This is a genomic window from Mycolicibacterium hippocampi (genome assembly GCF_010723735.1).
Lineage (GTDB): Bacteria > Actinomycetota > Actinomycetes > Mycobacteriales > Mycobacteriaceae > Mycobacterium > Mycobacterium hippocampi.
Map to the genome: position 1 here is coordinate 2020973 of NZ_BLLB01000002.1, position 23423 is coordinate 2044395.

19 protein-coding genes are annotated in these 23423 nt (G+C 66.5%); 10 read left to right on the forward strand and 9 right to left on the reverse strand.

Going from position 1 to position 23423, the window contains the following annotated elements; translation table 11 throughout:
- Positions 1 to 8 precede the first annotated feature (8 nt).
- Complete coding sequence (locus G6N53_RS10880) at positions 9 to 413, reverse strand: DUF5319 domain-containing protein (RefSeq protein WP_159232913.1); 405 nt, start codon at positions 411 to 413, stop codon at positions 9 to 11.
- 179 nt (positions 414 to 592) lie between these two features.
- Between G6N53_RS10880 and guaB the strand changes: the two genes are divergently transcribed.
- Positions 593 to 2146: an IMP dehydrogenase gene (gene guaB / locus G6N53_RS10885; RefSeq protein WP_163888466.1), complete on the forward strand. Its 1554-nt coding sequence runs from the start codon at positions 593 to 595 to the stop codon at positions 2144 to 2146.
- A 39-nt stretch (positions 2147 to 2185) separates the two neighbouring features.
- Positions 2186 to 3313 (forward strand): GuaB3 family IMP dehydrogenase-related protein, encoded by a 1128-nt coding sequence (locus G6N53_RS10890; protein WP_205390543.1) that lies wholly within the window; start codon positions 2186 to 2188, stop codon positions 3311 to 3313.
- Positions 3314 to 3323: 10 nt separating this feature from the next.
- On the opposite strand, the gene G6N53_RS10895 is transcribed toward G6N53_RS10890, so the two are convergent.
- On the reverse strand, positions 3324 to 3902 hold the full coding sequence (locus G6N53_RS10895) for a TetR/AcrR family transcriptional regulator (protein ID WP_163888468.1): 579 nt from the start codon (positions 3900 to 3902) through the stop codon (positions 3324 to 3326).
- Positions 3903 to 4004: 102 nt separating this feature from the next.
- Between G6N53_RS10895 and G6N53_RS10900 the strand changes: the two genes are divergently transcribed.
- Complete coding sequence (locus G6N53_RS10900) at positions 4005 to 5741, forward strand: GMC oxidoreductase (protein ID WP_163888469.1); 1737 nt, start codon at positions 4005 to 4007, stop codon at positions 5739 to 5741.
- Here G6N53_RS10900 and G6N53_RS10905 read toward each other — a convergent pair.
- The gene (locus tag G6N53_RS10905) at positions 5725 to 7950 is read right to left on the reverse strand and encodes an ATP-binding protein (protein WP_163888470.1); all 2226 of its coding nucleotides are present in this window, start codon (positions 7948 to 7950) and stop codon (positions 5725 to 5727) included. The two genes, G6N53_RS10900 and G6N53_RS10905, sit on opposite strands and share 17 nt — an antisense overlap.
- A 168-nt stretch (positions 7951 to 8118) precedes the next feature.
- Between G6N53_RS10905 and G6N53_RS10910 the strand changes: the two genes are divergently transcribed.
- Positions 8119 to 8796, forward strand: coding sequence for a DNA-binding response regulator (locus G6N53_RS10910; RefSeq protein ID WP_163895750.1), 678 nt, complete (start codon positions 8119 to 8121; stop codon positions 8794 to 8796).
- A 388-nt stretch (positions 8797 to 9184) separates the two neighbouring features.
- Complete coding sequence (locus G6N53_RS10915) at positions 9185 to 10723, forward strand: SulP family inorganic anion transporter (protein ID WP_163888471.1); 1539 nt, start codon at positions 9185 to 9187, stop codon at positions 10721 to 10723.
- Positions 10724 to 10742: 19 nt separating this feature from the next.
- On the opposite strand, the gene G6N53_RS10920 is transcribed toward G6N53_RS10915, so the two are convergent.
- Complete coding sequence (locus G6N53_RS10920; protein WP_163888472.1) at positions 10743 to 11972, reverse strand: glycosyltransferase family 87 protein; 1230 nt, start codon at positions 11970 to 11972, stop codon at positions 10743 to 10745.
- 152 nt (positions 11973 to 12124) lie between these two features.
- Positions 12125 to 12841 carry a polyamine aminopropyltransferase gene (locus tag G6N53_RS10925; RefSeq protein WP_163888473.1) on the reverse strand — a complete coding sequence of 239 codons (717 nt, stop codon included), beginning with the start codon at positions 12839 to 12841 and terminating at the stop codon, positions 12125 to 12127.
- Positions 12842 to 13041: 200 nt separating this feature from the next.
- On the opposite strand from G6N53_RS10925, the gene G6N53_RS10930 reads away from it, so the two are divergent.
- The 5 genes from G6N53_RS10930 to G6N53_RS10950 all read left to right on the forward strand — a co-directional run bounded on the left by G6N53_RS10930 (position 13042) and on the right by G6N53_RS10950 (position 19222).
- A complete protein-coding gene (locus G6N53_RS10930) occupies positions 13042 to 13443 on the forward strand; it encodes a MerR family transcriptional regulator (protein WP_163895752.1) in 402 nt (133 codons plus the stop codon).
- 9 nt (positions 13444 to 13452) lie between these two features.
- A complete protein-coding gene (guaA, locus tag G6N53_RS10935; RefSeq protein WP_163888474.1) occupies positions 13453 to 15012 on the forward strand; it encodes a glutamine-hydrolyzing GMP synthase in 1560 nt (519 codons plus the stop codon).
- Positions 15013 to 15071: 59 nt separating this feature from the next.
- Positions 15072 to 16064 carry a sigma-70 family RNA polymerase sigma factor gene (locus G6N53_RS10940; RefSeq protein WP_163888475.1) on the forward strand — a complete coding sequence of 331 codons (993 nt, stop codon included), beginning with the start codon at positions 15072 to 15074 and terminating at the stop codon, positions 16062 to 16064.
- Positions 16065 to 16158: 94 nt separating this feature from the next.
- Positions 16159 to 17553, forward strand: coding sequence for a DHA2 family efflux MFS transporter permease subunit (locus G6N53_RS10945; protein ID WP_163888476.1), 1395 nt, complete (start codon positions 16159 to 16161; stop codon positions 17551 to 17553).
- Between the two features lie 112 nt (positions 17554 to 17665).
- On the forward strand, positions 17666 to 19222 hold the full coding sequence (locus G6N53_RS10950; protein WP_163895754.1) for an HNH endonuclease signature motif containing protein: 1557 nt from the start codon (positions 17666 to 17668) through the stop codon (positions 19220 to 19222).
- 24 nt (positions 19223 to 19246) lie between these two features.
- Here the strand turns inward: G6N53_RS10950 and G6N53_RS10955 are convergent, their stop codons facing one another.
- From G6N53_RS10955 to G6N53_RS10970, 4 genes are read right to left on the reverse strand one after another with little or no spacing between them, the layout of a single operon-like run.
- Positions 19247 to 20143 carry a MerR family transcriptional regulator gene (locus tag G6N53_RS10955; RefSeq protein WP_163888477.1) on the reverse strand — a complete coding sequence of 299 codons (897 nt, stop codon included), beginning with the start codon at positions 20141 to 20143 and terminating at the stop codon, positions 19247 to 19249.
- Between the two features lie 11 nt (positions 20144 to 20154).
- Positions 20155 to 21654: a flavin-containing monooxygenase gene (locus G6N53_RS10960; RefSeq protein ID WP_163888478.1), complete on the reverse strand. Its 1500-nt coding sequence runs from the start codon at positions 21652 to 21654 to the stop codon at positions 20155 to 20157.
- A gap of 4 nt (positions 21655 to 21658) precedes the next feature.
- Positions 21659 to 22579 (reverse strand): ferritin-like domain-containing protein, encoded by a 921-nt coding sequence (locus G6N53_RS10965; protein ID WP_163888479.1) that lies wholly within the window; start codon positions 22577 to 22579, stop codon positions 21659 to 21661.
- A gap of 9 nt (positions 22580 to 22588) precedes the next feature.
- Complete coding sequence (locus tag G6N53_RS10970; protein ID WP_163888480.1) at positions 22589 to 23422, reverse strand: SDR family NAD(P)-dependent oxidoreductase; 834 nt, start codon at positions 23420 to 23422, stop codon at positions 22589 to 22591.
- Position 23423: the final 1 nt, after the last annotated feature.

The following is a 23423-nucleotide window of genomic DNA, read 5'->3' on the forward strand; positions in this document are numbered from 1 at the left end:
TTCAGCCCTCAGCGATAACCGTCGGACTCCGATGTCGCCTCGTTGAGCGAGGCATCGGCGTACCCGCGGCAGTAGTCCCACGTGACGTAGGAATCCGGTTCCGGGTCGAAGGCCGGTTCGTGGGGGCGGACGGTGCCGTCGACGAGCAGTTGCAGCAGGTTCGCGCGCAGCATGTCCCAGTCGTGGTAGTGGTCCTGCTGGCATTCGTCACAGCAGACGACCAGGCCGCGTATCCCCTTGTGGGCGAGCAACGTCTCGTAGATCGCCAGGTCGGCGAGGTCGGCTTCGACCGCGGTGCGCTCCTGCGGGTCCAGTGGCTGACCCGGCTCCAGGGCGTCGAGCGCTGCCGACGGATCGCAAGGGTCGTCGGCGAACGGGTCGGGCGGCAGTCCTGGCGGCAAGTGATCTCGCACGACTCCAAGACTACGCAGCCTCCCAGGTATCGCGCCAGCGCTTCCGCGGCACGCCGACCAGGGAGGTGGCGCGATCGTTCATTGGAGGTGGGGAACCGAAACTGCGAGCTCGATGCCGATAAGATGGAGGTTTCAGGCCGTGCCCGGGCCTGGCTGCACCTGTTACTGGAGGCTTATCCGTGTCGCTTGCCGAAAGCAGCATCCCCCTCGCCGTTCCGGTGCCCACCGGCGGTGATGACCCCACCAAGGTCGCGATGCTGGGGCTCACCTTCGACGATGTCCTGCTGCTGCCCGCGGCCTCGGACGTGATCCCGGCCACAGCTAACACTTCGAGCCGGTTGACCCGCAAGATCCGGCTCAATGTGCCGCTGGTGAGTTCGGCCATGGACACCGTCACCGAGTCACGGATGGCGATCGCGATGGCGCGTGCCGGCGGCATGGGCGTGCTGCACCGCAACCTGCCGGTCGCTGAACAGGCCGGGCAGGTCGAGACCGTCAAGCGGTCCGAGGCCGGGATGGTGACCGACCCGGTGACGTGCTCGCCCGAGAACACGTTGGCCGAGGTCGACGCGATGTGTGCGCGGTTCCGGATCTCCGGCCTGCCGGTGGTGGACAAGGACGGGCAACTGGTCGGGATCATCACCAACCGCGACATGCGGTTCGAGGTGGACCAGTCCAAGCCGGTCTCCGAGGTGATGACCAAGGCGCCGCTGATCACCGCCCATGCGGGAGTCTCCGCCGAAGCGGCGCTGGGTCTGTTGCGCCGCAACAAGATCGAGAAGCTGCCGATCGTCGACGGCAACGGCAAGCTCACCGGGCTCATCACCGTCAAGGACTTCGTCAAGACCGAGCAGTTCCCGCTCGCCACCAAGGACAGCGACGGCCGACTGCTCGTCGGCGCCGCGGTGGGTGTCGGTGAGGACGCGTGGACGCGGGCGATGACGCTGACCGAAGCCGGTGTCGACGTGCTGATCGTCGACACCGCGCACGCCCACAACCGGGGCGTGCTCGACATGGTGCACCGCCTCAAGACCGTGGTGGGCGACCGCGTCGAGGTGGTCGGTGGCAACGTCGCCACCCGGGCGGCGGCTGCCGCGCTGGTGGATGCGGGTGCCGATGCCGTGAAGGTGGGCGTCGGTCCCGGTTCGATCTGTACCACCCGGGTGGTCGCGGGCGTCGGTGCTCCGCAGATCACCGCGATCATGGAGGCTGTCGCCGCATGCGCGCCCGCCGGTGTTCCGGTGATCGCCGACGGCGGGCTGCAGTACTCCGGTGACATCGCCAAGGCGCTGGCCGCGGGTGCGTCCACCGCGATGCTGGGTTCGCTGCTGGCCGGCACCGCGGAATCGCCCGGTGACCTGATCCTGGTCAACGGCAAACAGTTCAAGGGTTACCGGGGCATGGGCTCGCTCGGCGCGATGCAGGGCCGGGGCGCTGCAGGCGGCGTCCGCACCTCGTATTCCAAGGACCGCTACTTCCAGGACGACGTGCTCTCCGAGGACAAGCTGGTGCCCGAGGGGATCGAGGGCCGGGTGCCGTTCCGCGGGCCGCTGGCCACTGTCATCCACCAGCTCACCGGCGGGTTGCGCGCGGCGATGGGCTATACCGGATCCGCCACCATCGAGCAGCTCCAGCAGGCGCAATTCGTGCAGATCACCGCGGCCGGGCTCAAGGAGAGCCACCCCCACGACATCACGATGACCGCGGAATCCCCGAACTACTCCACTCGCTGAGGCCCTCGGCCCTTTCAACGGAAGCTGAATATGCGCGACATGGTTGAGATCGGCATGGGGCGGACCGCTCGCCGCACCTATGAACTCGGCGACATCAACATCGTGCCGTCGCGGCGCACCCGCTCGTCGAAGGACGTGTCGACCGCCTGGCAGCTGGATGCCTACCGGTTCGAGATCCCTGTGATCTCGCATCCCACCGACGCGCTGGTGTCGGTGGAGTTCGCGATCGAGCTCGGACGGCTCGGCGGTCTCGGCGTGCTCAACGGCGAGGGACTGATCGGGCGGCACGCCGACGTCGCCGACAAGGTCGCGCAGGTGCTCGAGGCCGCGGACAAGGAGCCGTACCCGTCGGCGTCCATCCGGCTGCTGCAGCAATTCCATGCCGCGCCACTGGATCCGGATCTTCTCGGAGCCGCGGTGGCACAGATCCGGGAGGCCGGGGTGACGACCGCGGTACGGGTCAGCCCGCAGAACGCCCAGGCGCTGACGCCGGCGCTGGTATCGGCCGGCATCGACCTGCTGGTCATCCAGGGCACCATCATCTCCGCCGAACGCGTCGCGCAGGATTCCGAACCGCTCAACCTCAAGACATTCATCTCCGAACTCGACGTTCCGGTGGTTGCCGGCGGTGTGCTCGACCACCGCACCGCGCTGCACCTGATGCGCACCGGTGCCGCGGGCGTGATCGTCGGCTACGGCTCCACCAGCGGGGTCACCACGAGCGACGAGGTGCTGGGTATCAGCGTGCCGATGGCCACCGCGATCGCCGACGCCGCGGCGGCACGTCGGGAGTACCTCGACGAGACCGGTGGCAGGTACGTCCACGTGCTCGCCGACGGCGACATCCACACCTCCGGCGACCTGGCCAAGGCCATCGCCTGCGGTGCCGACGCGGCGGTCCTCGGCACGCCGCTGGCGTCTGCCGCCGAAGCGCTTGGGGGAGGCTGGTTCTGGCCTGCGGCCGCCGCCCATCCGTCGTTGCCGCGCGGCGCACTGCTCGAGGTGGCCTCAGGCGAACGGCCTTCCCTGGAGCAGGTGCTCACGGGCCCGTCCGATGACCCGTTCGGCTCGCTGAACCTCGTCGGCGGGCTGAGTCGGTCGATGGCCAAGGCGGGCTACTGCGACCTCAAGGAGTTCCAGAAGGCCGGGTTGACCGTCGGCAGTTGAGGCAGCCGAGCTACTGCATGCTGCGCAGCGTGCGCGCCAGGTAGTCGTCGATCAAACCGGTGCGCCCCGCGGAGTCGTCGAGCGTGATCAACAACGCGTAGAGACCGAGCAGGAAGTAGATGGCGCTGTTCATCGGTGTCACGTCGGCGGCGGTGTCGCCGCGCGCCTGCGCCTTTTCGATCTCGCCGGCGACCAGGACGATCAGCGGATGATCGTCGCTCTCCTCGGCCGGCGGCCGGGTCGGGGAGAAGTGCAGCGCCAGAAAGTCTTTGAAGAGCAGCTCGCCGAGGCGACGCTCCAGGTCCATCACCAGATCCACCGCCGCACGCAGCGTCGACCGAAGATCTGGCTCCGACTTGGTGAACTGGGCGAATCGCTTGGCGATGCGGTCCTCTTCGCGCCGTTCCAGTTCGAGCAGCACGTGTTCCTTGGTCGGAAAGTGGAAGAAGAAGGTGCCGTGAGCAACGCCGGCCGCCCCGACGATCGCGCCGACGTCGGCGTCGGCCATGCCGGACCGCTTGAACTCCGCGACAGCGGCGCCCATCAGCCGTTCCCTGGTCTGTAGGCGTTTCGCGTCGCGAGTCGTCATCGCCTCCACCGTCCGGTTGGCCACAGGCACCGACATTAGCTGCTGGCGTGGTTAGGGTCGCCTCGCTAGCAGGTTACCGGTGGGTAAGTTCATAATGTTGGGATGAGGCCTGACTATGACGTCGTCATCATCGGCTCGGGGTTCGGCGGCAGCGTGAGTGCGCTGCGGCTCACCGAGAAGGGCTACCGGGTCGGTGTGCTGGAAGCAGGCCGCCGGTTCACCGACGCCGAGTTCGCCAAGACGTCATGGAACCTGCGCAAGTTCCTGTGGATGCCGCAGCTCGGGATGTACGGGATCCAGCGCATCCACCTGCTGCGAAACGTCATGATCCTGGCCGGGGCGGGGGTCGGCGGCGGTTCGCTGAACTACGCCAACACGCTGTATGTGCCACCGGAGCCGTTCTTCAACGACCCGCAGTGGCGCGACATCACCGACTGGCGTGCCGAGCTGATGCCGCACTACGAGCAGGCCCAGCGGATGCTCGGTGTGGTGACCAACCCGACGTTCACCGATGCGGACCGGATCATGAAGGAGGTCGCCGACGACATGGGTGTCGGTGACACCTTTGTCCCGACGCCCGTCGGCGTGTTCTTCGGCACCGACGGCCAGAAGATGCCGGGCAAGCGCGTCGAGGACCCGTACTTCGGTGGTGCCGGTCCGGCCCGCACCGGTTGCATCGAGTGCGGATCGTGCATGACCGGATGTCGGTTCGGTGCAAAGAACACTCTGGTGAAGAACTATCTGGGGCTGGCCGAATCCGCTGGTGCACAGGTGCATCCATTGACCATGGTCAAGGGTCTCGAGCAGCGGGCAGACGGCCTGTGGGACGTGCAGACCGCGCGCACCGGCGGCAAGCTGCGCAGGCGCCGCAAGACGTTCACGGCGCGCTACGTGATCCTGGCGGCCGGTACGTACGGCACCCAGAAGCTGCTGTTCAAGATGCGGGACACGAACAAGCTGCCGAAGCTGTCCGACCGGCTGGGCGTGCTGACCAGGACCAACTCGGAGTCCATCGTCGGCGCGGGGCGTTTGGTGGTCGGTGACGATCTCGATCTCACGCACGGGGTCGCCATCACGTCGTCGATCCACCCGACGCCGGACACCCATGTCGAACCCGTGCGATACGGCAAGGGGTCCAACGCGATGGGTCTGCTGCAGACGTTGATGACCGACGGCGCCGGTCCGCAGGGCACCGACGTGCCGCGGTGGAGGCAGTTGGTCGTCACCGCGCGGAACGATCCGCGCGGCACGTTGCGGTTGCTGAACCCGCGCCGGTGGAGCGAGCGCACCGTGATCGCGCTCGTCATGCAACATCTGGACAACTCGATCACCACCTTCACCAGGAAGACCAGGTTCGGTTTCCGGATGCTGGACAGCAAGCAGGGCCACGGCGAACCGAACCCGACGTGGATCCCGGCAGGCAACGAGGTCACCCGACGTATCGCCAAGAAGATCGACGGCGTGGCGGGCGGAACCTGGGGCGAGTTGTTCAACATCCCGCTCACCGCGCACTTCCTGGGCGGTGCGGCGATCGGCGACAGTCCCGAGCACGGCGTGATCGATCCGTATCAGCGGGTGTACGGCTATCCGACGCTGTCGGTGATGGATGGTGCCGCGATCTCGGCCAATCTCGGTGTGAACCCGTCGCTTTCGATCACCGCCCAAGCGGAGCGGGCGGCGTCGCTGTGGCCGAACAAGGGTGAGGACGACCTCCGCCCCGCGCAGGGCGAGCCCTATCGGCACCTCGCGCCCATCGCTCCGGCGCATCCGGTGGTCCCCGCCGACGCTCCTGGTGCGCTGCGCAACCTGCCGATCGAACCGGTCACCTCGGCGGGGTAGGTGTGCGGCCGGAAATTCTCACTAGGCACCAGATCTCGTTGCCCGCGACGACCAGTTCGGTATGCCCCAGCCGACGCCGCAGTTTGGCCAGATCGGACGTGACGTCGCAGACGATGCTCAGTTCGATGAGTCCACCGGAGGTGGTGACGACCACCCGTGCATACGAATTTGCGTGCTGGAGAACGTCACCCAGTGGTGTCACCAGAGAGGCGATCTGATCGGTGCCCAGATCGCCGATCGTGCCGCCGAGATCGACGACGACCTCCACCTGTCGGGATTCCGCCAGGTCGATGAGTGTTCGGATCTCCTGCATCAGCGGGTGATCGAAGGCGGCGGCCTGATCGAACAACACGCGCAGTCTCCGGCATTCGGTCCTGGCACGAAGTTGCATTTCGGGGTCGACTTCGTGGCCGCGTGCCAGTGCGTCGAGCAGCGGAACGACGTTGTCGACGACCTTGGCGTAGCGCCGTCGGTACTCGGCCTGCAAGGCTCGGGACACCCGGTCGCGGGTCAGGAGCCGCTGGTGTGCCTGAATTTCCACATGGGCGTCGGCTGCAGCGTCTCGCATCAGCCCGTTGAATATCAGCGCGAACAGCTGCACGGCGAGAATGCTGGCGGTGCCGAGTCCGATGTTGAGGAGTGCGGCCGCTGAGGGCTCACGAATCAACGTGACAGCGCTCCCGACGAGCCAGTAGCCGGTCAGTATCGCCGCCCCGGTGTGCGTCGGACGTCGGAGCACCAGCGGAAGCACACACCAGCCGATCGTGCTCTGGGCCCAGTGCGCGTATCCGACCACGAGTTCGGCGGGGAGCAGCGCCGGCTGCACCGCGGCGACAACCAGCAGCGTGATCCCGGCTGGCGCCGCGTAGCGCCAACGCCCGTACAGAATTCCGGGGATCGCCGCCAGCGTGCTGAGCGCAGCCAGGATCCCGAGGACAGTGTTGAGCCCGGGCTCGGCAGCCGAGGTGACCGCGGGTGGGACGGTGATCAGAAGGTTCACCAGGGCAAAAGTTGTCAAAGCGAGGGCGTAGCGCGCCCGCGTCCTTTCGACGAGCGGATCCGGTTCGTTCACCGCCGAGGTGGCCGGCAAACCCGCCGGCGTTGCCGCCCAACACAGTTCGGTCACCGTGCCTGCACCTGGCGTCGACGTCACGCGGGCGTGACCGCCGCTGCGGCGCATCCGACCGATGATGGAGTCATTCAGGCCATGGCCCGCCTGCGGGGCGTGCGCGTCGAATCCCACACCGTCGTCCTCGATTCGCACCAGGCTGTCGGTGACCACTACGTGGAGACCGCTTGCGCGTGCGTGGCGGTCGACGTTGGTCATGGCCTCTCGGGCCGCGGCGATGACCGGATGCGCCGACTCACCGGGCAGCCAGACGCTGTCACGCCCGCTGAACCTCACCGGCGTCGAGATGTGTGCCGCGCACTCACGAAGACTCGCAACGAGTTCGACTTCCAGCGGTGGCGTCACCCAGGCGCCGTTGTCGAGCAGGTCGAGATCGCGCCGGGCCTGAGCGGCCAGTCGCTCTGCGCTGACCGGGATGTCCTGTCCCACGACCAGCAGCGTCGAGGCGGCGGTATCGTGCAGCAGGGCGAGCTGTTCGTACTCGTAGTCGCGAACGGCGTCGACGATCCGCCTGTTCAGCTCGGCTCGGTGGCGTTCGGCGCGTGCCCGGTCGATGACCCCTGCCATCCGAAGCAAGATGAAGCGAATCGCGGACGCCGTCACCCACTGGACGGCGAAGTAGTACAGGGCAGTGACCGAGGAGAGGTTCTCCCAGCCGATCACCCCAGCCGCACCCCAGGCGTAGGCGGCGGCGACGCCCGCGGTCATCAGGATGCTGCGATACGGCGACACGGCGACCGAGATGCTGACCACCGCCGTTCCGGCGATCGCCTGGGGCGCGGTATTGGAGGTGTGAAACCCAGGGTCGGGGACCAACACCGGGATCGATGCGCAGACCGCCAGCACAAGAAGGTAGTCCACGCCAAGCCACCCGATTCCACGAGAGCGGGTCAGCAGCCGGTACAGAGACCACACCGCAAGGATCGCCAGCAGCCACTCACCGGTCGTTCGGGCGGACGTATCCGGGTCGGCGAGTGCGATCAGCGCGACGCCGAGGTTGACCGTGTTGCGCATCAGCAGACCAACGGTGGCGGCCCGGTTCCCGAGATGTCGCCGGGACGCGTCAAGGTCAGTCGCCACGGCCCCCCCGCGAACTGGCCGGTCATCCGATCATGGCCGGCGCGTCGGTCAAACGTATCAATTCCTCGACGCGGAGTGCTCGGTCAGCATCGCGCCCTTACGTTCTGGATAGAGTCCGCAAGCCAGGTTGACACGTAGTGCAGAGTGTCAAGTCAGGGGAGGGGGGCGATTGTGCGCGAAGGTGGGGTGCAGAACCGTGTTCGGATTGCGATCATCGATGACCACGATGTGGTGCACGCTGGAATCCAGGCGTGGTGCGTGGATGCGGATCCGCCCATTGAACTCGTTGCGAGTTTCTTGCAACCGCAAGAGTATTTCGCGGCTTACCCGGACCCGAACAGTGACGTGGACGTGGTTCTCCTGGATCTGCAGATCGACGGCAATCGTCCTGATTTCGACACGCTGAGAAGGCTCTCCGACAGAGACCAGCGCGTCGTGGTGTACTCCCACATCACCGCCGATGAAGTGATCCTGACGTGCCTGGAGCTCGGGGCGGTGACGTACCTGGTCAAGTCAGAGGGCAAGCGTCACCTCATCGAGGCGATCCACGCGGCACACACCTCCACCCCGTATGTAGGCCCGCGCATGGGCAAGGCGCTGCTCGACGACAACGCTGCCGGGCGGATCAAGCTGTCCGAGCGGGAGAAGCAAGTGCTGATCGCCTGGTTTCAGACCGAAAGCAAGGAGCTGGTCGCCAAGCGGCTTTTCATCGCACCGACCACCGTCCGCACCCACCTGCAGCGGGCGCGCGCCAAGTACGCCAGCGTGGGCAGGCCGGCCCCGACGAAGTCTGCGCTCCTCGCACGGGCCATCGAGGATGGCATTCTCAGCCTCAACGACCTGTAGCGATTTCGACCGTTCGGCCGACAGACTGCCGAACCGATCGCCGTTAACGTGTTGCCGGGGTTGAGCTGGTCGCCGGTGGCGCCGATCTCGTTCCACGCGTACGGCCAGGGTGCGGCAGCCGCGTTCGAGGGGTGGCGGTGTGTCGGATCCGCGTCCGGGGGAGTACGTGGTGGCCGATCGGCGCCCCGGCGTACTGGTGACGTGCACCACCAAATTTCAACTCATCCCTCCGGTAAGGGTAAAGTTCCCGGAGGCAGCCCTCGCGGCGTCGTAGTTCCCATTCTCAGGTGAACCTTCCGCGAGACGTGCATCGGTGCACCTGCCGCCAACCGTCTACTTGGTCGCCCATAACGCGGGTGACATTGTGTTGCAACCTGATCGGAGTGCCTTGAACAAGCGAGTGGCTGCGGCCGGCCCCACGATCCGCGAGGCCGGGGACCCGACGACGTCGGTGTGGGCAGCACTGCGCTCGCCGCGACGGCTGAAGACCGAGGTGCTGGCGGGCCTGGTCGTCGCGATGGCGCTGATACCCGAGGCCATCTCGTTCTCGATCATCGCGGGTGTTGATCCCCGGGTAGGGCTGTTCGCGTCGTTCACGATGGCGGTGACGATTGCGTTCGTGGGTGGTCGCCCGGCGATGATCTCGGCGGCGACCGGTGCCATCGCGTTGGTCATCGCACCGCTCGCGCGTCAGTACGGCCTCGACTACTTCGTCGCGGCGGTGATTCTCGCCGGCGTATTGCAGATCGTGCTCAGCGTATTGGGCGTGGCGCGGTTGATGCGGTTCATCCCGCGCAGCGTCATGGTGGGTTTTGTCAATGCACTGGCAATCCTGATCTTTCTGTCCCAGATGCCGCATCTGCTGGGCGTTCCCGCGTTGGTGTACCCGTTCGTTGTTGTCGGTCTGCTGGTCATGGTTCTCCTTCCCAAGCTGACCACCGCAGTTCCGGCACCGCTGATCGCCATCGTGGGACTCACCGGCGCGGCCGTCATGCTGGGCGTCGACCTGCCCGACGTCGGTGATCAGGGCGAACTGCCGTCGAATCTGCCGAGCCTGCTCATTCCCGATGTGCCGTTCTCCATGGAGACCCTCACGATCATCGCCCCCTATGCGCTGGCCATGGCGTTGGTCGGTCTGCTGGAGTCCCTGATGACGGCCAAGCTCGTCGACGACATCACCGACACCCACTCCGACAAGACCCGCGAGGGATGGGGCCAGGGCGTCGCCAACGTGGTCACCGGCTTCTTCGGCGGCATGGGCGGCTGCGCGATGATCGGCCAGACCATGATCAACGTGAAGGTCTCGGGCGCCCGCACCCGGATCTCCACCTTCCTGGCCGGCGTGTTCCTGCTCGGACTGGTGGTCGGTCTGGGTGACGTGGTCGGGTTGATCCCGATGGCGGCACTTGTCGCGGTGATGATCATGGTGTCGGTGGCGACGATGGACTGGCACAGCATCGCCCCGTCGACCCTGCGGCGAATGCCCCGCAGCGAGACCCTGGTGATGGTGGCCACCGTGGCGGTGACCGTGTTCAGTCACAACCTCGCCTACGGAGTCATCGTCGGTTCACTCACGGCCATGGTGCTTTTCGCCCGCCGTGTGGCCCACCTGGTGACGGTAGAGCGGGCCGAGGAGACCAAAGACGTTGACGGGAACGTGATCAGCGTGGTCTACAGGGTGACCGGGGAGCTCTTCTTCGCGTCCAGCAACGACCTGGTGTATCAGTTCGACTATCTGGGCGATCCCGAGGCCGTTGTCATCGACATGTCCGAATCACATATCTGGGACGCCTCCACGGTGGCGGCGCTGGACGCCATCACCACCAAGTACCAGGCAAGACACAAGAGCGTCGAGATCATCGGGCTGAACCAGGATTCCGCCGACCGCCACGACCGGCTGTCGGGGCAACTCGGCGCCGCGGAGTGAGTCGCCCGAACGGCCGCGACTACCCGTTTGCGCCGACCAGCTGAGCGTCCTGACCCGCAGCTGGATCGGTCTCCTCGGAATCAGCGGTCCGCCGCCGTGCCACAAGTGCCGCGGCAATCAACAACAAAGCAGCGGTGAGGAACTGAGCGTTGCCCACCAGGCCGATTCCGACCTGCTGCCAGGCTCCCGACGGCACGGCGTTCTCCAGAACGTCGTGCGGGCCGATGAGAAACACCACCACCGCGACCGCGAGGAACGGTCGCCACGACCGGTACTGCGGTGCAATCAACAGCGGCAGCAGGATGACGCAGTACACCCAGTGGTGGGTGACGGCGATCGGCGCAGCCAGCAGGACAGCCAAGGCCACCACACCGAGGGCTGCGACGTGCTCGCCGTTGCGTGCGAAACGCCGAGCGGCCCAGAACGCGACAGCGGCAACCGTGAGGGCGGCGACCAGCCACACCGCATCCTTGAGTCCACCCTCGAGGCCGAGGCGCGCGAGAGGCCCGGTGATCGCCTGGTTGCGGTGGAACTCATGACCGCCGGCACGGTCGTCGCGGAAGAACTCGCTCACCCAAAACCACTTCGAGTCCTGGGGCCGGAGCCAGAACCCCACGGCAACGGTCGCCAGGATGACGGCGGTGGCGGTGGCGATCGCTTTCGTGTCGCGTCGCGCCAGCAGGAGCAGGCCGAAGCCCGCCGGGGTGAGCTTGACAGCGGCCGCGAGTCCGATGAATGCGCCCCGCAGTGCCTGGGGCACGGCGCGCAGGCAATCGGAGACGACCAGGGCCATCAGGATGATGTTGATCTGGCCGAAGGCGAAATTGGACCGGACCGGCTCGAGGAGCAGTGCCGGCCCGAGGATGAGCACCGCGACAGCACTCGGCCGGTCGAAGTCCAGCCGCGCGAGGCAGAGTCGCAGGACCCACCAGACCAACACGATGTTCGTCAACGTCCAGACGAATTGCAGCAGTGCCGTCGACAGCCAGGTCAGCGGCGCGAACAGCATGGCCGCGAACGGCGGGTAGATGAACCGGAATCCCGACGAGCTGGGAAAATCCTCGGAGTACAGGGGAAGGTGGCGGCTGAAGGCGCTCCCGGCATCGCGGAACACCGACAGATCCAGTTGGAAGAGCGTGACCGACTGGACGATCAACGTCGCGGAGACCCAGACGGTGCAGAGCACGGCTGCGGTGCAGTAGAGCCTTCGTGCTGGTGGGGCGCCGAGGACACCCAAGCTCTCCCGCATCCGACGCATCCCTTCGCTCTCCTCTGTGCGAACTCCCAGGCACTCGAGGAGCGCCACCCTATGGTACCGATACCCAACCGTGTCGAAACTGAGATCTGGTTTTCGATACCCCTCGGGTTAGAACTGCAAACCTGGGCGCGAAGTGCGGCGCGTCACGGCCGGTTGGCGAGATACACGGTGTTGGCGGAGCGGCCCTGGGTCAGCGGGTTGTCGAACCAGATCTGCCGGGCTTCGACGTCGGTGAACACCGATTCCAGGGTTGAGCAGAAGTCGTCGTCCGGCGGGTCGTCGGACCACAGGGCGAACGTTCCTCCCGGGACGAGGCGGGTGGCTGCAGCGAGCAGGCCGTCCCGGGTGTAGAAGGCGGCGTGGGCCGGGTCGAGAACGTGGCGGGGGGAGTGGTCGATGTCGAGCAGGATCGCGTCATACGTTTTGCCGGGATCTCCGGGCTCGAACCCCTTCGGGTCCGTCGCCGCGGCGAAGAAGTCCGCACGCATCACGGTGACCCTGCTGTCGGCAGCGAGCCCAACAGTATCCGGAAGTAGGTCGCGTTGATGCCACTCGATGATCGCCTCGGAGTACTCGATCACCGTCAAGGATCGAATGCGATTGCACAGCAGGGCTTCCTGTGCGGTGTAGCCCAGGCCGAGTCCGCCGACGACGACGTCCAGGTCTGCTCCGGGCGTGCGCTGCAGGCCGAGTCTGGCCAGTTCCCGTTCGGCGACGGTGAAAAGACTCGACATCAGGTACTCGTCGTCGATTTTGACCTCGTAGACGTCGGTACGCACCGACAGGTCGAAACGCCGCCGAAGGCTGATCTGTCCCATCGGCGTTTGTTGCCAGCCCAATTCCTCGAAGCGCGCGCTCATCAGCGCAACGATAGCTCAGCGTGGACGGCGACTGGATTGCGCTGATGGAAGCCGAGTTTCGTCTACTTGGCACCGCTCGGGCCCGGGGCGGCTCTCCTCAGACGCTAGGGTAGGTTCCAGTGGCGGATGCTGCAGGCGTTGCGCCGGACAGGTCGGCGGGCTGGAGGAGAGTCACGGTGGGGGATACCCGGGGTGTGCACATGCAGATCGGCCAGGTCGCAGCGCGAACCGAGCTCTCGATCCGTACCGTGCGCCACTACGACGACGTCGGGTTGGTGACGCCATCGGTCCGCAGTGCCGGCGGCTTTCGGTTGTACACCGAAGCCGACGTCGACCGACTGCTCGTCATTCGGCGGATGAAGCCGCTGGGGTTCACACTCGCCGAGATGAAGGAGCTCCTGACCGCGCTGGACGTGTTGGAAGACGCGAAATCCCCGGCGGCCGAACGTGAACAGGCGGTACAGCAGCTTCGCGATTACTGCACCAAGACCGACGAGAGCGCCGAGCGGCTGCGCCGCCAACTCGCCTACGCCGAGGAACTGGCGGAATTGCTGGCTCAGCGGGCCCAAGTCAAGGTTCGCGGCGCCGAAGACCCCCATTAGACTGACCCGGTGGATTCTGCAGCTCCCCGTCCCGTGCTGGTCGTCGACTTCGGCGCGCAGTACGCCCAGTTGATCGCGCGCCGGGTCCGCGAGGCGCGGGTGTACTCCGAGGTCATCCCGCACACCGCCAGCGTCGAGGAGATCAAGGAGCGCAATCCCCGTGCGGTCGTGCTGTCCGGTGGCCCGGCCAGCGTCTACGCCGAGGGCGCCCCGCAACTGGATCCCGGTTTGTTCGACCTGGACGTCCCGGTCTTCGGCATCTGTTACGGCTTCCAGGCCATGGCGCAGGCGCTGGGGGGCACGGTGGCCCGCACGGGTACCAGCGAGTACGGCCGCACCGAATTGAAAGTCACTGGCGGGCAACTGCATTCGGACCTTCCGAACACCCAGCCGGTGTGGATGAGCCACGGCGACGCGGTCACCGAGGCCCCGGAAGGCTTCGAGGTCGTTGCCACCAGCTCCGGGGCACCGGTGGCGGCGTTCGAGAACCCGGGCCGGCGGCTGGCCGGGGTGCAATATCACCCCGAGGTCATGCACACCCCCCACGGTCAGCAGGTGCTGAGCCGGTTCCTGCACGAGTTCGCCGGAATCGACGCCACCTGGACCGCGGCCAACATCGCCGACGCGCTCGTCGAGCAGGTGCGCGCGCAGATCGGTGACGGCCGCGCGATCTGCGGGCTCTCCGGCGGTGTCGACTCGGCTGTCGCGGCGGCGCTGGTGCAGCGGGCCGTCGGCGATCAGCTGACCTGCGTGTTCGTCGACCACGGGCTGCTTCGCGCCGGCGAGCGGGGACAGGTGCAACGTGACTTCGTCGCCGCTACGGGTGCCAACCTGGTGACCGTCGACGTCGCCGACCGGTTCCTCGAGGCACTGTCCGGGGTCACCAATCCCGAGGGCAAACGCAAGATCATCGGCCGCGAGTTCATCAGGGCTTTCGAAGGTGCGGTGCGTGACGCGCTGGGGGCAGCGGACGGTGATGTCGAGTTCCTGGTTCAGGGCACGCTGTACCCCGACGTGGTGGAGTCCGGCGGTGGATCGGGAACCGCCAACATCAAGAGTCACCACAACGTCGGCGGGTTGCCCGGCGACCTGAAGTTCAAGCTCGTCGAGCCGTTGCGGCTGCTGTTCAAAGACGAGGTGCGCGCCGTCGGGCGGGAACTCGGCCTACCGGAGGAAATCGTTGCCCGCCAACCGTTTCCCGGCCCCGGTCTGGGCATCCGGATCGTCGGCGAGGTCACTGCGGGACGCCTCGACACGCTGCGGCGCGCCGATGCCATCACCCGCGAGGAACTGACGTCGGCCGGGTTGGACCATCAGATCTGGCAGTGCCCCGTGGTGCTCCTGGCCGATGTCCGTTCGGTGGGTGTGCAGGGCGACGGCCGCACCTACGGACATCCCATCGTGCTGCGTCCGGTCTCCAGCGAGGACGCCATGACCGCGGACTGGACTCGGGTGCCTTACGAAGTGCTGGAACGGATTTCGACTCGGATCACCAACGAGGTCCCTGAGGTGAATCGGGTCGTGCTGGATGTCACCAGCAAGCCGCCGGGCACCATCGAGTGGGAGTGATCAGCCGATCCTGAGCGCTGTCGGCGATGAGTTGAGCAGGTCACGCCAGTCACTACATCATGACCTATGACCAACATGTCGCTTCGCTGATTGCGGCACAAAGCGGTGACGATCGGGCATTTGCGGAACTGACCGGCCGGTACGCAGTGGAGTTGCATACCCACTGCTACCGGATGCTGGGCTCGGTACACGACGCCGACGAAGCCCTGCAGGACGTCTGGTTTCGGGCCTGGCGCGGTCTGGGTGGTTTCACGGGACGCGGCACGGTCCGTGGATGGCTCTACCGCATCGCAACGAATGTCTGTCTGACGATGATCGAACAGCGGGGCAGGCGGATGCTGCCGATCGACCTGTCGTCCCCTCCGGTGACCGAAACGGCCTGGCTGGAGCCGTATCCGGACACTGTGCCGCTGTTGCTCGACAACCGATCCGATCCGCATGAGCGCGCCGAACGGCGAGAGCACCTGACACTGGCCTTCGTCGCCGCGCTCCAGCACCTGCCCGGCAACGAACGCGCGGCGCTGCTGCTCCGCGAGGTCGTGGGCTATTCGGCCTCTGAGGTCGCCGACCTGATGGACACCTCGGTCGCCGCAGTCAACAGTGCGCTGCAGCGCGCCCGTCGGATGGTCGGCGAACGTATCGGAGGTGGCAACTCCGCAGCACGACCGGCACCCCAGGACAAACAGTTGGCGCAGGTTGTCGATGCCTATGTCGACGCCATGGAACGTGCCGATCTCGCAGCACTGGTTGGCCTGCTGACCGACGATGTCACCTGGTCGATGCCGCCGATGGGCTCGTGGTTCCGCGGAAGAGATGCGGTGACCGCTTTCCTCGCCGACGGGCCGATGCGCCATAAATGGCGCCATCTGGTGACGGCGGCCAACGGCCAACCCGCGGTGGGTTGTTACGTGTGGTCACCCGAAGAGTGCTGCTTCCTCGCCCAAGTGCTCGACGTGCTCACTGTCGACGACGGCGCCATCACCGCGGTGACGTCGTTCGTCGACGGCGCACTGATGTCCCGATTCGGGCTGCCGGCAACGCTGGACGGCTAGCAGGCGCTCGTGCCGGCTTGATGAGTCGGCGACCCTCCCACGGTCATAACAGGTGAAACCGTTGAGGCGCGCTGCGTCGGAAAAGGAGCTTGTTGTGCCGTCATTCACCGTCCACCAACGCTGGGTGATCGGACTGACTTCGGTGGCCTCGTTCATGGTGGCCCTCGACTTGCTGGTGGTGTCCACTGCGCTTCCGACGATCCAGAACGACCTCGACGCATCGCTCGGACTTGTGCAGTGGGCCGTCACCGGTTACGGCCTCGCCTTCGCGGTCCTGTTGCCGGTCGGCGCCGCGCTGGGCGACCGATTCGGGCGTCGCCGGGTGTTCGGCGTCGGGTTGGCGCTGTTCGCCGCCGCGTCCGCCGCGTGCGCGTTGTCGTCCGGGATCGAGTTCCTGATCGCGGCGCGGGTTGCCCAGGGGGCTGGCGCGGCTGTCGTCATGCCGCTGGCGGTGGCGCTGCTGAGCAGCGAGATGTCTGATGACCGACGGGGCCAAGCACTGGGCGTGTTCGAGGGGCTGACCGGGCTGGCGACCATCGCCGGGCCGCCGGTCGGCGGCATCGTGGCGTACTTCGTCGGCTGGGAGTGGATCTTCTGGGTCAACGTGCCGATCGCGGTGATCTTGATTCCATTGACCAGGAGACTGGCCGACAGCCGGGGCCCGGACACCGCGCTCGACCTGGGTGGCATCGTCCTGATCACCGGCGGCTGCCTCGGCGTGGTCTGGGCGTTGGTGACGGGCAATGAATCCGGTTGGGCCAGTGCCGAAGTCGTGGTGCCGCTGGCGTCCGGTGTTGTTCTGCTGGGCCTTTTCATCGGCTGGGAAGGCCGTGCCGCCACACCGATGCTGCCGTTGAAACTGTTCCGTCGGCGTACGTTCTCCGCGTCTGCGGTCGTCAGTTTGCTTCTGTACGCAGCGCTGTACGGCACCGTGTTCTTTCTGTCGCAGTACCTGCAGATCGGACGCGGATACACCGCACTCGAGTCCGGACTCCGGCTGATTCCGTGGACCGCCACCCTGTTGGTGGTGGCTCCATTGGCCGGTGCGATGGCCGACCGCTTCGGCAACCGGCCCGTCCTGGTGCTCGGTCTGGCCTTGAAGGCGGTCGGACTCGGATGGCTGTCCTTGGTAGCCACTCCCGAGACCTCCTACGCCGCGTTGCTGCTGCCGCTGCTCGTGGAGGGAATCGGCACGTCGATGGCGATACCGGTGGTCCAGAGCGCGATGTTGGGCGCGGTGCCGCCCGATGACATCGGTAGAGCCTCCGGCGTCAACGGCGTCAGTCAAGAGGTCGGTGGTGTGCTCGGCATTGCGGTGCTCGTCGCGCTGTTCGCCGCTGCCGGCAGCCATCTTTCGTCCGGTGAGTTCGTCAGCGGGTTCGTGGTGGTGGCGGCTGCGTGTGCGGTGTTCTCTGCTGCTGCAGCGATCATCGCCGCCACGATGGGCGAGCGTGAGGAGCGGTTCGTCGAGGCGACTACGGCTTGCTGACACCTGCCGACCCAGGCGGACCCGCGATCCTGGGCCCGTGTGTCACTCGTGCCTCAGATTTCACGCGGTGTCACATCCCGCGGTTCCGCAAGGGTGACTTGTCGGTGTTCGACTGTATGTTCGAATCATGTCGAGGACGGTCGCGCAGGAAGCAATGACCGCATTGCTGGATGCCTACGACGCGGTCGCCGACTGCGATCTTGAAACCCTGCCAGCGGCGGGGCTGCTGGAGTTCATGGACGGACTCGAAACCTTGACGTGTCAGCTGCCCACGCAGTCACACCGCGCGCTGTCCAGGTTGCAGACTGAAGCCACACCCCAAGAACTGGGCGCCAAGTCTTGGAAGGACGTTCTGGCGCTCCGCTGGCGCATCACCACAGGCGAGGCCCGCCGTCGGCTCAACGAAGCAGCCGAGATCGGGCCGCGACAGGCACTGACCGGCGAACCTCTACCCCCGTTGCTGCCCGCAGTAGCTGCCGCGCAGATCGGCGGGCTGATCAACCGCGAACACGTCAAAGTGCTCCGAGACGCGATCAAGGCCCTACCCGCGTGGGTCGACACGACCACCCGCGAGCAGTTCGAAGTCGACCTGGTCCGCGTCGCCGTCGGGGTGGGACCCAAGGCTCTCAAGGACACCGCCGCGTTGAGGTTGTTTCTGCTCGATCAGGACGGCCCGGTCCCTGATGATGCCGAGCGGGCCCGCAAACGCGGAGTGAGGCTGGGTAAGCAGCGCGGTGATGCGATGACCCCGGTCACCGGGGAGTTGTCTCCTGAAGCCGCGGCGGTGTGGGAGGCGATCTTCGCCAAGTACGCCGCCCCAGGCATGTGCAACCCTGATGACCCTGAACCGTGCACCTCGGGGACGCCGTCGCAAGCCCAGATCGACAACGACCACCGCAGCCTGGCCCAGCGCCAGCACGACGCACTGGTGGTGGTGGGGCGGATCGCGTTGATGAGCGGGGAACTCGGCACGCTCAACGGGTTACCGGTCGCGGTCATCATCCGCACCACGCTGCAGGATCTGGAATCGCGTGCCGGGGTCGGTGTCAGCGGTGGGGGCACGGTGGTGCCGATCGCCGAGGTGATCCGGATGGGTGCCCACGCCAACCATCACCTGGCGGTGTTCGACAAAGCCACCGGCTCGGCGCTGGCGTTGTTCCGGGCGAAACGGGTCGCGTCTCCGGCGCAGCGGATCATGCTGATCGCCCGCGACGGGGGTTGCACCAAACCGGGCTGCACCGTGGGTGCCTACGGCTGCCAGGTCCATCACGCCGCTGCTGACTGGGCTGACGGCGGGAACACCAACGTCGACGAGATGGGTTTGGCGTGCGGGCCTGATAACCGCGCTGTGGACACCGACGGCGGCTGGCGCACCCGGATGAACGAACGCTGCGAGGTCGAATGGATCCCGCCACCACCCTTGGACACCGGCCAGACCCGGATCAACTACCAACACCGCCCCGAAGCCCTACTCCGGCCCGACGAACTACAACCCCAAAGCCCCAACAACGCCGGCGAACCCCGTGACCGCGAGCGTGTCGACCCCCAGAGTGTTGAGGACGATCGCGACGACCCCCAACCGATTGACCCCGAGCCGGGCAACCCATCACCGATCAACAACGCCGGCGAACCTGGTGGACCCGCGCCACCTCACCAGCAAGCAGCCTGACAGGTGCGGACGCGTCCAGCACCTCTAGGCCTCGGTGTCCGGGGCCGCACTCTCCAGGGACTGGGCAAGGACGGCTGCCACCACCGATTCGACGTTCGCCTCGATCGAGGACGCCAGCGTCGCCGTCACTGCGGAGACCGCCACCGTGCGGAACCGCACCAGCATGGTGATCATCTCCGCCATCTCGGTGTCCGGCGGCAGCTCCGCGCCGGGGTTGAGGCGGTCGCCGATGTGCTCCACCCCCGCGCGCACCAGGATGTCGCTGATCTGATCGACCAGCGGGGCGATCTGCTCGTGGATGTCGATCAGCTTGTCGGTGGCCACGCCGTACTGCCGGATCTCGTTGAACGCCTCGATCAGCTTCGGCCGCATGATCGTGGCATCGACACCGTCGTCCTCGAGCTTGATCACCCCGATGGCGACCATCCGTTCGAAGCCGGGTTCGTCGTCGACCAGGTTTTTGGCGTCGGCCAGCGACATCCGTTCGGGCTTCTCGGTGGCCCAGCTGCCCGAGATCGCAGACTCCAGGCCCAGCATGTCGCCGACGTCCTTGCCCTGCTCCCAGGCCGACAGCATCTCGTTGACGTGGGCGATGTTGTAGCCCCGGTCCAGCAGCGAGGTGATCAACCGCAGCCGGGTCAGGTGGGTGTCGTTGAACAGCACGATGCGGCCGACCCGAAGCGGCGGGTGCAGCAGGCCGCGGTCGCGGTACACCCGGATGTTGCGGGTGGTGGTGCCGGCCAGCCGGGCGAGGTCCTCGATACGGTACTCGCCGGATGCCGCGACGCCGTGGGGCTGCACGGCCGCGTCGAACAGCTGTGACACCGCGGCCTCGACCACATCCCGGGATCCGCGGCGGATTCGTCGCAGGATCGCCGGGACCGGCCCGCTCGGCGGGCGGGGCTGCCTGGCGGTGGACATCTCAGGACATCTCAGGCCGTCGAGGTGACAACCCGCGGGTGCACGTCGTGTGCGACCGCGTGATAATCCTCGAACTGAAACTGACGCATCTGTCGAAGATACTGCGTCGCGAAGCCGGGGTACATCGAGGCGTTGAAACCGTCAGCGGTCAGATACCAGCTGTTGCAGCCCGACATCCAGGTGGTCCTGGCCAGCCGCTGCTGCATGCGGTTGTTGTAGCGGGCCTGGACCTCGGCGCGGACGTGGAGATAGCGCAGGTTCTGGTTCAGGATCGTGGTGATCCCGGTGACCGCGTAGTCCAGTTGCCCCTCGACGTAGACCAACAGTGAGTTGTGGCCCGGCCCGGAGTTCGGCCCGCACATGAAGAACAGGTTCGGATAGCCGTGCGCGCTCGCGCTCTTGTAGGCCTCGGCGTGACCTGCCCACTCCTGCTGCAGCGACCGTCCGCCCAGCCCGGTGACGGGGAACGGCGGCCCGGCCAGGTGCACGTCATACCCGGTCGCGAACACGATCGCGTCGAGGTGGTGCTCGACGCCGTCGGCGGTGCGGATCCCGACCGGGCTCAGGGTGGCGATCGGCCAGTCGATCAGCTTGCAGTTGTCGCGTTGCAGTGCCGGGTAGTAGTCGCTGGAGATCAGCATCCGCTTGCAGCCGGGGGTGAAGTCTGGGGTGAGTTGGCGGCGCAGCCAGGGGTCGGCGACGCTGCGGCGCAGATATGCCTTGCCCAGTCGGCCGACCAGACGGCTCAACGGGGTGTTCCACACCAGTGCGGTGGCGCTGGCCTCGTGGCCCCAGAACAACGCCTGGCGGGCCAGTTCCTGGGCGGCGGGCACCTTGGCGAACAGCGATTGCACCGCCGGCGGCATCCCAACGTCCAGGCGGGGGAGCACCCATCCGGGAGTGCGTTGGAACACCTTGACGAAGTCGGCGGTCTTGACCAGTTCGGGAACGATCTGCACGGCACTCGCGCCGGTGCCGATCACCGCGACGCGCTTGCCGGTGAAGTCGTAGTCGTGATCCCAGGCCGCGCTGTGGATCTTGTGGCCCCGGTAGGTGTTGATGCCACGGATGTCGGGCAGCGTGTGATCGGCCAGCGGGCCGCCGGCGAGCACCACGGTGCGGGCCTGGAACCGTTTGCGCCCGTTGGTGGTCGCCGTCCACACACCGGCGTCCTCGTCGAAGCTCAACCCGGTGATCTCGGTGTTGAACCTGATCAGCGGCCGCAGCCCGTGCTGATCGGTCAGGTCCTCGATGTGCCGGCAGATCTCGTCACCTGACGGGTACGCCCGCGACCACGTCGGGTTCTTGACGAACGAGAACGAATACAGCAGCGATGGGATGTCGCAGGCCACCCCGGGGTAGGTGTTGTCACGCCAGGTCCCGCCGACGCGGTCGGCGCGTTCGACGACGACGATGTCGTCGACCCCGGCCTGCCTGAGTTTGATCGCGGTACCCAGGCCGGTGAAGCCGGCGCCGACGATCAAGGTGTCGTGGATGTGTGTGGCGGCCATGGTCTCAGGCCGCCGGCTCGTGGGTGAGTTCTTTGAACCACGACGGGATCGGCTTGAGCAGTGCCTTGGGGTAGTAGTCGGACGCCCACACCATCGGGTTGGCCACCCAGTGGTATGGATTGTTGGGTTTGACGACCATGCGGGCGTGCAGTTTGAGGATCTGGTACGTCGGTACCCGCCAGGTGCTCTCGCTGCGTTCGCCGAGGGTCTTGAACCGCTTCATCGCGTTGTAGAGCTTCTCGGGCTGCAAACCCATGTCGACGATGTTGTTGCGCATCCGGTTCAGCAGCGGGATGTACATGAGCGCACCGATGATCACCCCGGGGGTGGCGACGTTGCCGACGAACTGGACCAGCAGCCGGCGTGCATCGGCCTGGCCGATCATGTTGAGAACCTCGAAATCGACAGCGATGTGCCGGGATTCATCGTTGTTGATCTTCTCGAACACCTGGTGACAGACCGGGTCGTGGACTTCTTCGAGCAGGAACTTCAGAAGTGCGCCGTCGAGTGCGACCTCGAGCATCGGGATGACGGTGCCCAGGATCGACAGCGACATGTCGTCGGCGTAGGTGTCGAGCCAGTCGATCGCCAACCGGATGTTGACGTTCGGTTCCGGCATCTCACCGTCGTCGAGCATGCCCCACCGCTTCATCAGGGCCAGTTCGGCGTTGGCGTGCCGTTGTTCCTCGGCGTGGAAGTAGCGGTAGATCTCGGCGATCGTCGGCGTCGGCGCCTTCTTGGCCATCGCGGCGAACCCGCGTGCGCCGACGTTCTCGATCCAGCACAGGTCGGCCATGAACGCCTTGAGCTTGGGCCGCATCTCGTCGGTGATCATCTCGGCACCCGGAGCGTCCCAGTCGATGTCGGCCAGCGCCCACTGGCGATCCTTGATCTTCGCCAGCATGACATCCATGTCGATTGCCATCTTTTCCTCCTAGGTGGTGACGCGAGAGGTGAGACCGGCGGCGCGGGTGTACACCGTCGGAGTGAAACGCTTGATTCCCCAGCCGATCCGGGCTTCGGGTTGCGGCATGCAGTAGAGGCCGCCGCGGTCGAGGGTGTCCAGGCAGGTCCGCGCGACCCGCTCGGGGGAGATGCCGGTCCAGCGCATCAGCTGGTCGGCCAGCTGGCCGGACTTCGACGAGATCCGCCCTGCGCCGACGATGTTGGTCTTGACGAACGTCGGGCACAACACGGTGACGTTGATGCCGGTGCCCGCCAGTTCGGCGGCCAGGGTCTCCGACAGGGACAGGGTGCCCGCCTTGCTGACGTTGTAGGCGGCCATGCCGGGCGCGGCGCCGAACGCCGCCGCAGAGGCGACGTTGATGATGCCCGCCGGCCGGCCGGCTTCCCGCAGGATCGGGGCGAAGACGTGGCAGCCGTGGATCGGTCCCCACAGGTTGATGTTCAGCACCCACGTCCAGTCGGCGAGGTCGGACTCGCCGATCATGGCTCCACCGGCGCCCACCCCCGCGTTGTTGATCACCAGCGTCGGTGGGCCGCCGAACCAGGACTGAGCCTGCTCGGCGAGCTGCTGCACCTGCTCGATCTCGGTGACGTCGCACTGGACCGGCAGCGCCCGGCCGCCGCCGGCTTCGATCACATCCGAGGTGACGCGGGCGGTCTCGAGGTTGATGTCACTGCACACCACGCGTCCGCCGCGGCGGGACAGTTCGGTGGCGAACGCGGCACCGATGCCGCTGCCCGCACCGGTGATCACCGCGTCGGCGGCGTGGCTGCGCTTCGGAGATCCGAAGAGACCCAGCATT